13 protein-coding genes are annotated in these 14878 nt (G+C 66.4%); 9 read left to right on the top strand and 4 right to left on the bottom strand.

The features are described from left to right. Positions 1–383: 383 nt before the first annotated feature. The 5 genes from ABZT49_RS15430 to ABZT49_RS15410 all read left to right on the top strand — a co-directional run bounded on the left by ABZT49_RS15430 (position 384) and on the right by ABZT49_RS15410 (position 6073). Positions 384–1382, top strand: a complete 999-nt coding sequence (locus ABZT49_RS15430) for a patatin-like phospholipase family protein (RefSeq protein ID WP_355286900.1) — start codon at positions 384–386, stop codon at positions 1380–1382. Positions 1383–1457: 75 nt separating this feature from the next. Next, on the top strand, positions 1458–1595 hold the full coding sequence (locus ABZT49_RS15425; protein WP_177303217.1) for a hypothetical protein: 138 nt from the start codon (positions 1458–1460) through the stop codon (positions 1593–1595). After that, complete coding sequence (locus ABZT49_RS15420; RefSeq protein ID WP_355286899.1) at positions 1592–3613, top strand: transketolase; 2022 nt, start codon at positions 1592–1594, stop codon at positions 3611–3613. Before ABZT49_RS15425 ends, ABZT49_RS15420 begins: the two co-directional genes overlap by 4 nt. 107 nt (positions 3614–3720) lie before the next feature. Continuing rightward, on the top strand, positions 3721–4755 hold the full coding sequence (locus ABZT49_RS15415; RefSeq protein ID WP_355286898.1) for a fatty acid desaturase: 1035 nt from the start codon (positions 3721–3723) through the stop codon (positions 4753–4755). Positions 4756–4924: 169 nt separating this feature from the next. Beyond that, positions 4925–6073, top strand: a complete 1149-nt coding sequence (locus tag ABZT49_RS15410; RefSeq protein ID WP_355286897.1) for a PHB depolymerase family esterase — start codon at positions 4925–4927, stop codon at positions 6071–6073. Between the two features lie 65 nt (positions 6074–6138). Here the strand turns inward: ABZT49_RS15410 and ABZT49_RS15405 are convergent, their stop codons facing one another. Further along, positions 6139–6780 (bottom strand): Crp/Fnr family transcriptional regulator, encoded by a 642-nt coding sequence (locus tag ABZT49_RS15405; protein ID WP_355286896.1) that lies wholly within the window; start codon positions 6778–6780, stop codon positions 6139–6141. Between the two features lie 261 nt (positions 6781–7041). On the opposite strand from ABZT49_RS15405, the gene ABZT49_RS15400 reads away from it, so the two are divergent. The 3 genes from ABZT49_RS15400 to ABZT49_RS15390 are packed head-to-tail and all read left to right on the top strand — an operon-like array spanning position 7042 to position 8880. After that, the gene (locus tag ABZT49_RS15400) at positions 7042–7809 is read left to right on the top strand and encodes a Crp/Fnr family transcriptional regulator (protein ID WP_355286895.1); all 768 of its coding nucleotides are present in this window, start codon (positions 7042–7044) and stop codon (positions 7807–7809) included. Further along, on the top strand, positions 7779–8072 hold the full coding sequence (locus ABZT49_RS15395) for a hypothetical protein (RefSeq protein WP_355286894.1): 294 nt from the start codon (positions 7779–7781) through the stop codon (positions 8070–8072). The genes ABZT49_RS15400 and ABZT49_RS15395 overlap by 31 nt, the downstream gene beginning before the upstream one ends. Before the next feature lie 34 nt (positions 8073–8106). Beyond that, a complete protein-coding gene (locus tag ABZT49_RS15390) occupies positions 8107–8880 on the top strand; it encodes a Crp/Fnr family transcriptional regulator (RefSeq protein ID WP_355286893.1) in 774 nt (257 codons plus the stop codon). 329 nt (positions 8881–9209) lie between these two features. On the opposite strand, the gene ABZT49_RS34290 is transcribed toward ABZT49_RS15390, so the two are convergent. The 3 genes from ABZT49_RS34290 to ABZT49_RS15380 all read right to left on the bottom strand — a co-directional run bounded on the left by ABZT49_RS34290 (position 9210) and on the right by ABZT49_RS15380 (position 13543). Further along, positions 9210–9446: a DUF6894 family protein gene (locus ABZT49_RS34290; protein ID WP_407943513.1), complete on the bottom strand. Its 237-nt coding sequence runs from the start codon at positions 9444–9446 to the stop codon at positions 9210–9212. An 810-nt stretch (positions 9447–10256) separates the two neighbouring features. Continuing rightward, positions 10257–10682 carry a response regulator gene (locus ABZT49_RS15385; protein ID WP_244539738.1) on the bottom strand — a complete coding sequence of 142 codons (426 nt, stop codon included), beginning with the start codon at positions 10680–10682 and terminating at the stop codon, positions 10257–10259. Further along, entirely contained in the window at positions 10679–13543 is a 2865-nt protein-coding gene (locus tag ABZT49_RS15380; RefSeq protein ID WP_093570984.1) for a PAS domain-containing protein, read from the bottom strand. The genes ABZT49_RS15385 and ABZT49_RS15380 overlap by 4 nt, the downstream gene beginning before the upstream one ends. Before the next feature lie 159 nt (positions 13544–13702). Here ABZT49_RS15380 and ABZT49_RS15375 point away from each other — a divergent pair, with 159 nt between their 5' ends. Beyond that, the gene (locus ABZT49_RS15375; RefSeq protein WP_177303219.1) at positions 13703–14773 is read left to right on the top strand and encodes an IS630 family transposase; all 1071 of its coding nucleotides are present in this window, start codon (positions 13703–13705) and stop codon (positions 14771–14773) included. Positions 14774–14878: the final 105 nt, after the last annotated feature.

The following is a 14878-nucleotide window of genomic DNA, read 5'->3' as shown; positions in this document are numbered from 1 at the left end:
GTTTCCTCCACGCTCACGAGACCACCATGGCCATCGATCCCCGTTCGGAACGCCGCGGGCCGCTTCCGTTCCGCCTCGCGATGGCGGACGCTTTCCTGGACCGGCCCGTCGTCTGCACCCAAGTGAGAACCGGCGCCACGGGACCCAGCGTCGAGGGATCCGCCGCCGCGCCGAGGTCCGGGCCGGTGACGCAGGCTCCTCTCCGCCGCCTCGGACCGTCGCTGCTCGCCGTCGTCGGTATCCTGTGCCTCGGCGCGGTCGCGCTGTCGTGGCGCAGGCGACGGGACGCGGTCCCCGCACAGAGGCGATCATTCGGAGCGGCCGCTCCCGCCGACCGACCCGGGACCGGCCTGCCTCCTCGCCCCGACACCGGACCCGATCCGATGACCGCACCGACCGACCTCGCACCGCACCGCGCGCCTCGCACCCTCTCGCTGGCACTCCAGGGCGGCGGCTCGTTCGGCGCCTTCACCTGGGGCGTCCTCGACCGGCTGCTGGAGGAGGACGATCTCGTCATCGACGCCGTCAGCAGCACGAATGCCGGGTCGGTCAACGCCGTTGTGATGGCGGCCGGCCTGATCGCCGGTGGCCGGCCGGAGGCGCGGCGCCACCTCGACCGCTTCTGGAAGCGCATCAGCGAGACCGCGCCGCCTCAGCTCGGGCCCGCCGTGACCGTCTTCACCGACATCACGTCCCGCTGGCTCTCGCCCTACCAGTCGAATCCCTTCAACCACGATGCCCTCGACCGGCTGCTCGCCGACGCGGTCGATTTCGACGCCCTTCGCGCCGCGCCTCCGTTCAAGCTCCTGGTCGCCGCGACCGCGGTCTCGGATGGCGCGACCCGGATCTTTCGCGAGACCGAACTCGTGCGCAAGATGGTCCTCGCCTCGGGCTGCATCCCCCTGAAGTCCCAGGCGGTCGAGATCGAGGGCCGGCGCTACTGGGACGGGGGCTACTCGGCCAACCCGCCGTTGATCCGCCTCATCGAGGCGTCCGACGCCCCGGCGATCCTGCTGGTTCAGATCGTGCCAAGTCTCGGCCAGGGGGCGCCCTGCAGCGCGCCCGACATCGTCCGGCGACTGGAGCAGATCACCTTCGATGGCGTGCTCCAGCGCGAGCTGTCCGCGTTGCGCACGATGGTGGACCTGTCGTGGTCCGGCGGGGGCCGCAGCGCCCTGGCGGCGAAGCTCCGCGCCCTGGCGCTGCACCGCGTCTCGGCGGAGGACCACCACCCGGCGCTCCAGGACGAGAGCAGCACCGATCTCGGCTGGCGTTTCCTGCTGCGGCTGCGCGCGGCCGGGCGCAGCGCGGCGGAGGCCTGGCTCGCCGAAGGCACCCGCCTACCAGCCGGGCGCGCCCCGCCCCTGCGGTCAATCGGATGACCGCGCGCCCCGGACGTGGCCGGCGCGACGGATCGGCCCGGCCGGCGGGTGCTCCGACGAACCAAGGATGACCGCATGACCAACCCACTGCACGACCTCGCGGCGAACGGGGTCGCCGTCTGGCTCGACGACCTGAGCCGCCCCTGCATCGAATCCGGCAACGCGCCGGCGGCGGCGGCCCCCGACACGTCCCGCACAGGAGCCGCCGCATGAGCATGCCCGCGCCAGTCCCGCCCATCGATCCGGCCGACGACATCCGGTCGAAGGCCGTCCACGCCAAGGCGATCGCGCTCGGCAAGCTCGCGATCCGGGCCACCACCTCGGCCGGGAGCGGGCACCCCACCACCGCGCTGTCGCTCGCCCACCTCGTCACGGTGCTGATGTACGGGGTAATGCGCTGGGACCCGGCCCGACCCGACGCCCCCGGTTCCGACCGCCTCGTCCTCTCCGAGGGCCATGCGGTGCCCATCGTCTACGCGGCCTGCACCGATCTCGGCGTGACGGTCCGCCCCGGCGGCGCGGCGCGGCCGATGACGCTGGACGATCTCCTCGCCCTGCGCAGCATCGACAGCTTCGTCGACGGCCACCCCAACCCGATGCTCGGGTTTCCGTTCTTCGACGCGGCGACCGGGTCGCTCGGACAGGGGCTCTCCGTCGCGGCGGGGCTTGCCGCGGCCGCCCGGATCGATGGCAGCGCGAAGGCGATCTACTGCATCATCGGCGACGGCGAGGCGCGAGAGGGCCAGATCTGGGAGGCGATGGACTTCATCGCCGATCACGGGCTCTCGTCCGTCGTCGCCCTCTTCAACTGCAACGCCCTCGGGCAGAGCGACCGGGTCTCCCCGGCCCAGGACTGGCAGTCCCTGGCACGCAAGGCGGAGGCGTTCGGCTGGGAGGCGGTCGTGGTCGACGGCCACGATCCCGTCGCGATCGAGCAGGTCCTGCGGGCGCGGCCGACCTCGCGGGAGGCGAGGCCCCTCTGCGTCATCGCCCGCACCGTCAAGGGCTGGGGCGTGCCCGACCTCGGCGGCATGGGTCATCACGGCACCCCCGTCACGGCAGGCGGGCTCGACGCCGCCCTCGCCGCCCTCGATGCGCGCGCCCGGGCGCTAGGCGTCGCCGGCATCGACCCCGGCGCGAGCGCGGCGGTCCTCACGATCGCGCCGCCTCCCGCGCCGCCGGCCTCGACGCCTGCGACCGAGCCGGTCGGGTTCATGGCGGCGGTCGGCCGCAACCCGACGGTCGCCGCAGCTGTGAAGGAGAAGCGCGCCCTCTCGCCGCGCCGGGCCTACGGGCTCGCCTTGGAGGCTCTCGGCGCCGCGAATCCCGCCGTCGTGGCGCTCGATGCCGACGTGAAGAACTCGACCTACGCCGACGGCTTCGCGAAGGCCTTTCCCGAGCGCTACTTCGAGGCACGCATCGCCGAGCAGAACATGGTCTCGGCGGCCGCGGGCCTCGCGAGCGGCGGCAAGATCCCGTTCGCCAGCACCTTCGGGCGCTTCCTGGAGCGCGCCTTCGACCAGATCGAGATGGCGGTCATCGGCGGCGCCGGCCTCAAGCTCGTCGGCACCCATGCCGGCGCGACCCTGGCCTCGGACGGGCCGAGCCAGATGGCGCTCGCCGACGTCGCCTTCATGCGCGCCTTCTCGCATGTCGAGGACAAGGCCGGCCGCCCGGCGGTCACGGTGCTGACCCCGAGCGACGCCGTGGGCGCCTACGCGATGGTGCTCGCCATGGCGCGCTCCCCGGGCGCCTTCTACCTGCGGGCGGTGCGGGCGGACCTGCCGATCCTCTACGCGGAGGACGACCGCTTCCCGTTCGGCGGCCACAAGGTCCTGCGCTGCTCGCCGAACGATGGGCCGCGGATGGTCCTGGTCGCCTCCGGCTACATGGTTCATGGCTGCCTGGAGGCGGCGGAGGTTTTGGCCGAGGCCGGGCACTCGGTGGCGGTGGTCGACGCCTATTGCCTGCCGATGGGCACCGCGCCGGTCCTGGCGCTCGCCGGCCGCGGCGGCGTGGTCATGACGGTCGAGGACAACTATGTCGGCGGGATCGGCAGCGAACTGGCGGAGGCCGCGGCGGAGGCCGTCGACGCGCCGAGGGTGCACGCCCTCGCGGTCCGGACCATGCCGAAGAGCGGCCGTACGCCTAACGACGTGCTCGCCTATGTCCGTCTCGGGGTGGCCGACATCGTCTCCGCCGTCGAGGCGGCGGCCCGGAATGTCGCCTGAGGCCCGTCTCCCTGCGAGGCCGGACGGGAATGCGGGGGCGATTGCCCCCTCCCCCGTCCCGGCCGACCGGCGCAGGACCGCCGCCCGCCGATGCAAGGCTTGACCCCATGAATACCCAGACGACGCCTCCCGCAGGAATCGAGGCGCGCGACATCGCCCGCCATTGCGCGGCCTACCGGGAGCCGGACGTGCGCAGCGCCCTCGGCCAGATTGCCAATACCGGTCTGCCCTACCTCGTCCTGTGCGCCGCCATGGTCGCCGCGGCGGCGACCGGGCATGGCTGCGTCGTGCCGCTCCTCGCCGTCCCGGCCGGCGGCCTCCTCGTCCGCCTCTTCATCATCCAGCACGATTGCGGGCACGGATCGTTCCTGCCCTCCCGCACCGCCAACGACGCCATCGGCCGCGCCCTCAGTCTGTTGACGCTGACGCCCTACGACAGCTGGAAGCGGGCGCACGCCCTTCACCACGCCTCGACCGGAGACCTGAGCCGACGCGGCACCGGCGACGTCGCGACCCTCACAGTACGGGAGTACCTCGCCTTGTCGCGCCTGGGCCGGCTCCGGTACCGGCTCTACCGCAATCCGTTCCTGCTGATCGGGCTCGGCTCGCCGCTCAACTTCATGCTGCTCCAGCGCATGCCGTTCGGCGTCGGCTTGCCCTGGCGGACCGCCTGGCGCGACGTGCTGGCGCTCGACGCGGCTCTCGCCGTGCTCGTCGGCTTGCTGGCGGTCGCGGCGGGCGGGGTGATGCCGGTGCTCGTCGCGCTCGTTCCGACGGTGTGTGTGGCGGCCTGGATCGGCGGATGGCTGTTCTACGTCCAGCACCAGTACGAGGACACGGTCTGGGACGGTCCCGAGACCTGGGACTTCCACACCGCCGCGCTCGGTGGAAGCTCGCATTACGTGCTGCCGGCGGTGCTGCAATGGTTCACCGGCAATGTCGGTCCGCACCACGTCCATCACCTCAACAGCCGCATCCCGAACTACCGCCTCCAGGAATGCATGGACGACTACGCGGTGCTCGGGCAGGTGGGCCGCCTGACGCCGCGCGACAGCCTCCGCTGCCTCGGTCTGGCGCTCTGGGATGAGGATGCCCGCAGGTTGGTTGGGTTCTCGCGCGTGCGGACGCTCGAGGCGGCCTGAAGGACGGCGGGAACGCCACGGCCCTCCCTCACGCCTCGCGATCGGGAGCCGGGACCATCCAGAGCCCGCGCCGTCGGTTCCGACGAGGCAGGCCTGGCCGGCTTTTCATGCTGCAATGCAACATCGCCGAGGCCGGAGGGTTGTCGGAAGGGCGCAGCCGCGCGGACCCGTGCCGACGGCATCGGTCGTTCCTTCGTCCGGCAAGGCCGTCCCGCCCCGTGCCCATCCGGCCCTCACCGTGCGGCGGGCGGGTTCCGGCACGGCCCGCCGGTCGGCCATGGGCGGTGACGAAACCGGCGTCATCCGGAAAGGCGACGAATTCCAGCGTGGCTTGTCGGCGCATCCGCGAGGGCGCGATGCCCACGAACCGCGGCCGCGATCCGGTGGTGCTCCAGGCAAATCCGCACACGAAAGTTCAGCGATGACCATGAATTTCAGGATCGACCAGACCGGAGCCTCGGGGCTGTCGATCGACCGGCCCCGGGCGCTCGAGTGCCGGTTCCGCAACTCTGCCGGAAGCCGGGCCTACTACCTGTTCGTGCCGTCCGGCCCCGGGGACGGCCCCCGACCGCTGGTGGTGATGCTGCACGGCAGCTCGCAATCGGCGCGCGACTTCGCCATCGGCACGAACATGGATCGCCTGGCGGAGGAGCATGGCTTCCTCGTCGCCTATCCGGATCAGCCGCGGTCGGCCAACATCACCAAGAGCTGGAACTGGTTCCGGGACGCGGATCAGCAGCGCGAGCGGGGCGAGCCGTCGATCCTGGCCGGCCTCACGCGGGAGATCATGGGACGCTTCGTCGTCGATCCGGCACGGGTCTACATCGCGGGCTTCTCGTCGGGCGGCGCCGCCGCCGCCGTCATGGCGATGACGTATCCGGACCTCTACGCGGCCGTCGGCATCCATTCCGGCCTCGCCTGCGGTTCGGCCGGCTCGATGCTCCTGGCCCTGCCCACGATGTATCGGGGTGCCCTGCTGCCGCCGCAGCAGGCGACGCATCCGGTGCCGACCATCGTCTTCCACGGCGACCGAGATACGACCGTCGCCCCCATCAACGGCGACCAGGCCGTCGCCCAGGCACGACCCGATTCGGACCTGATCGTCAGCACCGTCGAGGGGCGCTCCAGCGGCGGGACCGCGTATACCCGCACCTTCCTCACCGAACCGGCCGGCACCTGGACGTCGGAACAGTGGATTCTGCACGGCGCGGGGCATGCCTGGGCCGGCGGCCATCCGGCCGGTTCCCACACCGATCCGGCGGGCCCCGACGCCAGCCGCGAGATGCTGCGGTTCTTCATGGCGAACCCGCGCCGGTGATGCCGCGCCGGTCGCACGGCAAGGGCGAGTGCGGGACGACGATCAGGGCGCCTCGCGAGCGTCGCTTACCGGGAGACCGGGCGTCCTTCGACGAGAAGGCGCTCGTACTCGCCCTCCGGACCGCCGTAGCAGGCTCCGGCCTTCGCGAGCAGCGCGGCCCGGTCGCGGATCGTGATGGTGCCGCGCTCGGTCCGGATCATGCCGGCCTGCTCGAACACCGACAGTGCGGTCGTCAGTCCCGGACGGTTGATGCCGAGCATCAGCGACAGGAAGCGATGCGTCGTCGGCAATTCGTCGCCCGTGGTGCGGTCGTGGCACATCAGGAGCCAGCGTGCGAGACGCTGGTCCACCTTGTAGCGCGTGTTGGCGAGCGCGGTGCCGGCGATCTGGACGGTCACGGAATAGGCGTAGCGCAGCAGGAAGGCCTGCAGGTCGGGGCTGGTCCCGAGGATCTCGCGCATGGCGTCCGCCTCCAGGCACCAGGCGTAGCCGCTCGCCTGCACCCGTCCCTCATGCGCGCTCCGGTCCGTGCCCATGAGGACCGGCAGGCCGACGAGGCCTTCCCGGCCGATCAGCGCCAGCTCGATCTGCCGGTCGTCCGACGCCGTCGCGATCACCGAGAGGATGCCATCCTCGACGAAGAGGACGTGCCGGATCGGCGTGCCGGGCGCCATGAGCACCTCCCCGATCCGGAGCGGCACCGTCATCAGGTGGGGTTGAAGCCGGGCAAAATCCGCTGGCGGAAGTGCCGCAAGCAGACGGTTGTGGCACGCTCTCTGGACGGACACGATCCCGACCTCGTTGGGGGCGGGAGCCAACAATCCTCACCGCTTGCGCCGGGTTGCATGTGCAAGCGACGGCGCACTGTATGATCTTAATCGTCTTCAGCCGCAAGAAAACAATCATAGGACTGTGCGGAGGTCAGATTTACGACATACATTGTCGCATCTTTCTGACTGATGTAGCTGATGCAGGACGCACTGATCCGAAAGCTTGAGAGCTTCGAGGAACTGACCGAGGCGGATCGCAAGGCATTGAGTGCCTTGACGCTCCGCATTCGCAGAGTGCCCGCGCGCACCGACCTGATCAGCGAGGGCGATCCGCCGAACAGCGTTCATCTGATCCTCGATGGCTACGCATGCCGCTACAAGGTTCTGCCGGACGGGCAGCGCCAGATCATGGCCTATCTCGTGCCCGGCGACTTCTGCGACCTGAATGTCTTCATTCTCGATCAGATGGATCATAATATCGGCACGATCACAGCCTGCCAAGTCGTGGATATCCCGAGACAGGCCATCGTCGAGATCACGAACGATCATCCTCGGGTCACGCAGGCATTGATGTGGTGCGCCCTCGTCGACGAGGCCGTTCTGCGGGAATGGCTCGTCAATGTCGGAGGCCGCCCGGCCAACTTGCGGATCGCCCATCTCATCTGCGAGCTCCTGCTGCGGTTGGAGGCCGTGGGCCGCGTGACGGACAACAGCTTCAGCTTCCCGTTCACCCAGATCGACATCGCCGACACCATGGGCCTGTCGAACGTGCATGTGCATCGCACGCTGCGCGACCTCCGCGCGCTCGGCTTGATCGCGCTCAAGCGCCGGACCCTGACCATTCTGGACGTGCCGCGGTTGAAAGCCTTATGCGGCTATAACCCGAATTACCTGCACCTGAAGAACACGCGGTGGGGTGTGCGCCGCAGCATTCCATGGCCGAGCACCGGCCGACGAAGCTCATGATGAAGCCGCCGCACAACGTCGAGACGCTTGTTGTGCTTCAGCCGATCGGCGTCGACACGGGCAGCGATGATCGTCACGGGTTGCTCGTGATGGCCAACGGGTTGCTGGTCGGCGTGCTCGTGCGCCTCGATACGCCCGGTCACGAACAGCTCCGCGGTTGGTTCCTCGAGGCCGGCTTCGGCCGCCTGGCAGGCCTGCGCGCACCCACCTTCGACACGCCGGAAGCAGCGGCCCGGTGGCTCCGGCAACGGTTGAAACGATGAGCTGGACGGCACCGCCGCAAACAGGGAGTTCTGCGTGACCGAACCATCGCAGCGGCCAGTCCCGTCGGACGCCGCGGACGTCCACCTGCCCAACTCCCATGCCTTGATCGCCAAGCTCGAACGCAGCGTCGGTTTGACGGATGCAGATCGAAGGACGCTGACGGGAGTGATGAGCCAGAGGACGTGGGTTTCCCCCCAGGTCGACTTGATCCGAGAAGGCGATCGCCCCGAGAGCGTGTTTCTCGTGACCCGGGGCTTCGCCTGCCGCTACAAGATCCTGATCGACGGTCAGCGCCATATCCTCGGCCTGCTCGTACCGGGAGACACGTGCGACCTGCACGTCGCCATCCTGAACCGCATGGACCACTCCATCGCTGCCCTAACAGCCTGTGAGATCGTGGAGATTCCACGGAGCACGATTGTCGATCTGACCAGCAACCATCCCCGCATTGCGCAGGCGCTCTGCTGGGCGACGCTGGTGGAACAAGGGATCCTGCGTGAGTGGTTGACGAACCTCGGGCAACGTGGAGCGGATCAGCGGATGGCCCATCTCTTCTGTGAGCTTCTACTGCGTTTGCAGATCGTCGGATTGGCGGGAGAAACGAGTTGTTTTCTACCTCTGACACAAGTCCATCTGGCCGACATCCTAGGATTCTCGATTGTGCACGCCAACCGTACGCTACAACATTTGCGCGGCTTAGGTTTGGTCGATCTAAAGCACAGACACTTGAAAGTTCCAAACTTGGCTCGTCTACGAAATTTTTGCAGCTTCAATCCTGAGTACCTGCACCTTTCTCGACGCGTCTAGAGCATTTTTCAACAAAATAAATATCGGCCGTATTAGAAATGAGACAAAATAAAAGAACTGGATAGCTTCACGATTGCAGCATGATCATGAATTTATTTAATCAAACAGTCTCAGAAAAACCCGAAGCGACTCATTTTATACGCTGGTAGGCGCCACGTACAGGCTGATTTAGCTTCGTCGGCATCCTGATCATCATCCTGTTAGTGCTTCTGCTCACAGGTTGGACACGCTGGCACTCTCTCTGGGAAGTTCGTGCAAGCCCTTCGTTTAAAGTGGGGCGAGATCAAGCGGCCGTGTAAATATTAATTCAACATTGTAATGCAATATCATCAGCTTATCATCATTCCAATAATTATGAGACTAGAGGTATAGACCGGACGACGATCGTTATCGGTGACGATAACTGTGATCGCGTGACGATCATCCTCTTGCGATGTATTGTCAAGCGCTATCGCAGGCAGAGTGCGCTTCGCGTGTCGACAAGCCTCCGCGATATTTTCACATTCAACCCCTACGTCATCGTGAATCCACTTTCCATCATGGATGTCGAAGAAAAATGTAGGCATCGCACGATCCAAATAAGTCGCCCGCGAGCATGCACACCCCATACTCGTTGGTGTCAACATATAAATCAAAAATCACAACCTAAAAAGTAGCGATTCAATCTATTTTGAGAATATTGAGTCTGTTTCTGACATATAATGTCGTATTTCCTACATTATATGACTGGCGATTCCTGCCATTGAAAGAGAGGCATCACCACACCAGTTCGTTGATAGCTTCGCAGCCAGGCGCAATCTGGGCAATGACATACAAGCTGCTTAAAAGTGAACTGGCGTTGGGTCAACGAGCCGCCGATCCAGGTAGCGTCGGGAAAATCTGGGAGAGGCCTGGAGGCGCTATGACTCGCACCGCCTACCCCGCTTCCATATCCCCTCTGGTGCTGGCTTGCGTGACGGGCGCGGTGCTAGGCCTAAAGCAGCTGGCTCGGCGCATCCAAGTCCGACGGATTCGCCCCACGGGAGCGTCGACAACCCGCCCTCCTGCCCATTCTATGCAACTTGCTGTTATTGCCCGCAAGCTACACGAGCATACCCGCCGGCGCATCGAGTGCTTCCCTACCTGGGACGATCTAGATGCGAGCGATCCGTGGCACGCATGCATGACCCGGATGGCCTATAGGCGGGCTCAAGGCTTTATCGCAAAACAGGACTCAGAGCACCTATCTAAACCTCCTTTGCTCCTGTAATGTCAGACACTTAGCAGGTACAAGAGCGAGTTCTGTTAGGGGCTCTTGGTCATATCAGCATTGTAAATAAGGAAATCAAATGATATGCCAGCATGTGTCGTGTCATCCAGCATCACGACAAAGCGATCTACGACTGTCCGTTTGACGTGAAAGCGCGGATGCTTTCGACGATGCCGGCATGGTTGAACGGCTTGTCGTGAAACACACCTCGAGCCGGAATGTTCGCCAGTTCCGGCTTCACGGCCCCCGTCAGGATGAGTTCCATCGGCGGCCACCGGTCCCGAATCAAGGCAGCCAGCTTCAGTCCCATTGCCGACCCGCGCATGTCCAGATCCGCCACCACCACGCGGATGTCCATGCGGGCCTCCAGGATGCGGATCGCCTTGACGGTCGTCGTCGCCTCGACGACCGCGCAGCCCGCTTCCTCGATGAGGTCCGACAGGGCCATCATTAGGATCGGCTCGTCTTCAATGAGAAGCACAATTGGCCGGCGCTCGGTGCCTTCAATTGTCATGGATTCCCCCCAGAGAGAACCCGTCACCGCCCGGATCACGACGCAACCACCTGCGAGCTAGGAGCGCGAAACTCAGCGTCAAAGCCCAACGTGGTATAACTCAGCTGCGCTTCGCGGGTTCCCACCAGCCCGATCTGGATCAGCCGCGCTCCGAAGCCGTGTCGCGTCGGTACCTGTGCCGGTGGGCCACCGCGCTCCTGCCAAGTGAGAACGACCGTTCGCTCTTCGTCATCCTCGACCCACCACGCCACGCTGACCGTTCCCGCCTCGTTTGAGAGCGCACCGTACTTGACTGCATTGGTGGTCAACTCGTGCAATAGCAGAGACAGCGACAGTGTCGCCTGCGGGGAAAGCGCTAGGTTCGGCCCCTCGATCCGGAAGCGGTCCAGGGGGGACTGTAGGGATAGCACACGCTCGACAACGCTATGGATCGGCGCAGCCGCCCAGCTGTCCTGCAGGAGTACGTCATGTGCCCGCGATAATGCGATGAGACGCTGCGAGAACGCCTGCACCGGGGCCTGATCCGGGACACTGCGCAGCGTCTGGCCGGCGATGCCCTGCACCATCGACAAGGTGTTCTTGAGCCGGTGGGACAGTTCGCCGTTCAGCAGCGCCTGCTGCGCCTCTGCCTGCACCCGTGCGACGGCGACCTGAACCCTGTCGGCCACAGCCCTCACGAAGGCCAGCTCCTCGGTTGAGAAGGCGCGGGAACGATCGGAGTGGATGAAGCCGATCCCAACGAGACGCCCGCGTTCCATCACGGGCACGTTGATCAGTGCCCGAACACCGATCGCGAGCAGTGTCGCGGCGCTCTCTCGAGTGCGGGGGTCGCGTTCTACATCCTCGATCAGGACGGCTGCACCGTGCCGTAGATCCTCGATGTAGGAGCCGTAGTCGCGAAAGTCGTGCTGGCCAGCGACAGAGGCGATCCCCGGTGCGCACCAGTCGGTTGGAACGTCGACACTCGCGCGCGCGGCATCAACCAGTCCGTAACCGGCGCGCGTCGCGCCGAGCACCTGTGCGACGATCCCGGCCGCCGCGTGGACAATGTCGGGTATGCTACCGAGGTCGCGCAACTGGTCGCCCACCGTGACCAGGGCCGCCTGCCGTGCCTCGGCGGTTCGACGGGGGGTCACATCGCTCGCCGCCCCGAACCACTCGGCAATCTCGCCATGCTCTTCGAAGAGAGGCACGGCGCGCGAGAGCGTCCAGCCAAAGCTTCCATCGGCCCGCCGTACCCGATGCTCAAGCTCGAACGTGCCCTTGCGCTGGATCGCATCCTCAATCGCTGCCATCACTTCCGGGCGGTCGGCGGGATCGATGTAGGAGTCGAGCCAGCGCATGCTCGGCGCTACCGTGTCGGCAAGGAAGCCATGCCCGTCGAGCTGGCGCATCTCCCGCCAGTCCGGGCTCATCCGGTAGACCGACTGTGCGCCGGCGGTCACGAGCGCTCTCAATCGGCTCTCGCTCGCGGTCAGCGCGGCCTGGGCAGCGCGTCGCTCCTCGATGTCGAGCAGGACGCCGGGGAAGCTCAGCGGTGTGCCATCCTCCGCCCTGTCGACCCGGCCGTTGGCCTCGATCCAGTAGTACCGCCCGTCCGCGCGGCGCACCCGGTACTGGTGGGCGTAGGCGCCGCCCCGCAAAATCGCGGTGGTGATGGCGGCCGATAGCCCGGCCTGGTCGTCGGGATGCACGGTCGCGACGATCTGAGCGAGTGGGATGCCCTCGCGGCCTAGAACCGGATCGAGCCCAAAAGTCTGGGCGAAGGCCTCGTCGATGGTGAAGCAGTCCGACGGGATGTCCCAGTTCCAGGTGCCGATGATCGCCCCGGCTGCGAGCGCTAGCTGAACCCGCTGGATGTTCTCCTGTGCCAACGCCTCACTGGCGCGTAGGGCATCCTGCACCGCGCGGCGCTCGGTCACGTCGCGCACGGTACCGAACATGGCGACGACAGCTCCACTCTCATCGCGCGTGAAGGTTGCTCGCCGCGCGATCCAGCGAAGCTCGCCATCATCCGCTCGGCGGATGCGGTATTCGATGTCCAGTACCGCGCTGCCATCCTCGCGGCTCTCGTCGCTGGAGCGCATGCCCGCGTCTTCGGGCAGCACCAGCGCCTCGAAGGTTGCGGCTGAGTAGAGGGGCGCGACCGGCACACCGTAGAGGCGGCAGAATTCTGCTGACACCTGCATCATGCTGGAGGCGACGGCGAGTTCGTAGGTGCCGACGCCCCCGGCCTCCTGGGCGAAACGCGAGCGTTGGTCGCTGATGCGCAGGGAGACGTTCTGCGCCTCGCTTACTGCAGCGCGCGCGAGTGCGGAGGCCTGTGCCTCCCCCTTCTCGAAAGCTTCGGCCCTGTCGCGGGCCATAGATCGGCGCGCCTCAAGCAGGAGGACCACCTGACGACCCAAGGCACGCAGGTCATCGCTCTGCTCCAGGGTCAATCCTACAGGTCGGGGGACGGTATCGATGACACACAGCGAGCCCACGACCGCGCCGCCCGTCAGGCGCAAAGGTGCTCCGGCGTAGAAGCGAATGTGCGGCTCCCCCGTGACAAGGGGGTTTGATGCCGTGCGCGGATCAGCGGCGAGGTCCGGAATGATAAGGAGGTCAGGCTCGGCAAGCGCGAACTTGCAAACCGAACTCTCAAGGTCAGTTTCGCACTGCGGAAATCCGACGTTAGCCTTGAACCACTGGCGGTCGGCGGCAACGAGGCTGACGAGAGCGACAGGCGCCGCACAAAGACGCATTGCGAGGCGCACGACATCGTCGAAACCCGACTCGGTCGGGGTATCGAGGACGTCGAATGCATCCAGAGCCGCGAGGCGCGCTGGATCGGAAACGATAAACGGGTCAGGCAACCTGATTTGCATCGGCTTCGGCTGGGGCGAGGTGCAGGTCACCTGCGCGCCCAGCCATCTTATCGTTCCTGGTCGTTTTTGCCACGCTGGAAAGAGAAAGAGGCGGCAGCCCAGCACCCGTGAGGGGGCGGAACGCGGGCACTAGTGCATTGACGCATTCAGAGGATTCACAGGAGGCGTGAGCCATGCGAGTCTGAGGGCATGGCTCAGACTGTCTGCGTGATCCCCAGCGCCGTCGACCTGGCGCACCTGTCCGCCATCGTCGCCGATCGGGGGCGGCCCCTCAAGCACATCCAGCGCGCCCGCATCGTCCTGCTCTCGGCCGAACGCCTCTCCGTCCTCGACGTCGCCCAGCAGGCCGGCGTCAGCCGGCCAGCCGTCTGGCGCTGGCAACAGCGCTATGCCGAAGAAGGCGTCGAGGGTCTCTTGCGCGACAAGACCCGTCCGCCTGGCAAGCCACCCCACTCCACCGACACCGTCGCCGAGGTGCTGGCGCTGACCTGCTCCGAGCCGCCCGGTGAGGTCAACCACTGGACCGGCCGCGCCCTGGCGCAGGCCGTCGGGATCTCCCTGCGGTCCGTCCAGCGCATCTGGGACGCGCACCGCCTGCAGCCGCATCGGGTCCGCAGCTTCAAGCGCTCGAACGATCCGGCCTTCGCCGAGAAGGTCGAGGACATCGTCGGCCTCTACATGGACCCGCCACGCCACGCCGTCGTGCTCTCGCTCGACGAGAAGAGCCAGATCCAGGCCCTGGAGCGCACCCGTCCGAGCCGACCCGTCACGCCAGGTCGGCCCGAGACCCAGACCCACGACTACGTCCGTCACGGCACCACCACGCTGTTTGCCGCGCTCGACGTGCTGGAGGGCACGGTGATCGGGCGCTGCATGCAGCGTCACCGCCACGACGAGTTCCTACGCTTCCTCAACACCATCGAGGCCGCGGTGCCGGCGGGCAAACTGATCCACGTGATCCTGGACAACTACGGCACGCACAAACATCCGAAGGTGCGCGCCTGGCTGGCCCGGCATCCGCGCTGGATCTTCCACTTCACGCCGACCTCGGCCTCGTGGATGAACGCGGTCGAGGGCTTCTTCTCCGCCCTGACCCGGCGCAGGCTGAAACGTGGCAGCTTCAGCGGGATCGTCGACCTGCAAGCGGCGATCAACCGCTACATCGCTGAGCACAACGACAGGCCGAAGCCCTTCGTCTGGACCAAGCCAGCCGCCGCCATCCTCGATGCTGTCAACGGCAACGCTGTACCATCCGTTTGAGTCAGGGCACTAGTGTCCTGCATCTGAAGTTCGTGGCAAAGGCGTTGGCTCTGGCGCAGCTTCGAGTGTTCTGAGGCAGAAGCGTTTGACGCTGGCCAGGATGGC

The organism is Methylobacterium sp. EM32 (assembly GCF_040593685.1).
Classification (GTDB): domain Bacteria; phylum Pseudomonadota; class Alphaproteobacteria; order Rhizobiales; family Beijerinckiaceae; genus Methylobacterium.
This window is presented reverse-complemented; position numbering and strand designations above follow the sequence as displayed.

What these genes read in the sequence shown, in the direction of transcription:
- ABZT49_RS15420 (WP_355286899.1), top strand. Translation starts at nt 1,592, where the DNA reads ATGAGCATGCCCGCGCCAGTCCCGCCCATCGATCCGGCCGACGACATC.
- ABZT49_RS15430 (WP_355286900.1), top strand. Translation starts at nt 384, where the DNA reads ATGACCGCACCGACCGACCTCGCACCGCACCGCGCGCCTCGCACCCTC.
- ABZT49_RS34290 (WP_407943513.1), bottom strand. Translation starts at nt 9,446, where the DNA reads ATGCCTACATTTTTCTTCGACATCCATGATGGAAAGTGGATTCACGAT.
- ABZT49_RS15395 (WP_355286894.1), top strand. Translation starts at nt 7,779, where the DNA reads ATGGCCGAGCACCGGCCGACGAAGCTCATGATGAAGCCGCCGCACAAC.
- ABZT49_RS15425 (WP_177303217.1), top strand. Translation starts at nt 1,458, where the DNA reads ATGACCAACCCACTGCACGACCTCGCGGCGAACGGGGTCGCCGTCTGG.
- ABZT49_RS15405 (WP_355286896.1), bottom strand. Translation starts at nt 6,780, where the DNA reads ATGACGGTGCCGCTCCGGATCGGGGAGGTGCTCATGGCGCCCGGCACG.
- ABZT49_RS15375 (WP_177303219.1), top strand. Translation starts at nt 13,703, where the DNA reads ATGGCTCAGACTGTCTGCGTGATCCCCAGCGCCGTCGACCTGGCGCAC.
- ABZT49_RS15400 (WP_355286895.1), top strand. Translation starts at nt 7,042, where the DNA reads ATGCAGGACGCACTGATCCGAAAGCTTGAGAGCTTCGAGGAACTGACC.
- ABZT49_RS15415 (WP_355286898.1), top strand. Translation starts at nt 3,721, where the DNA reads ATGAATACCCAGACGACGCCTCCCGCAGGAATCGAGGCGCGCGACATC.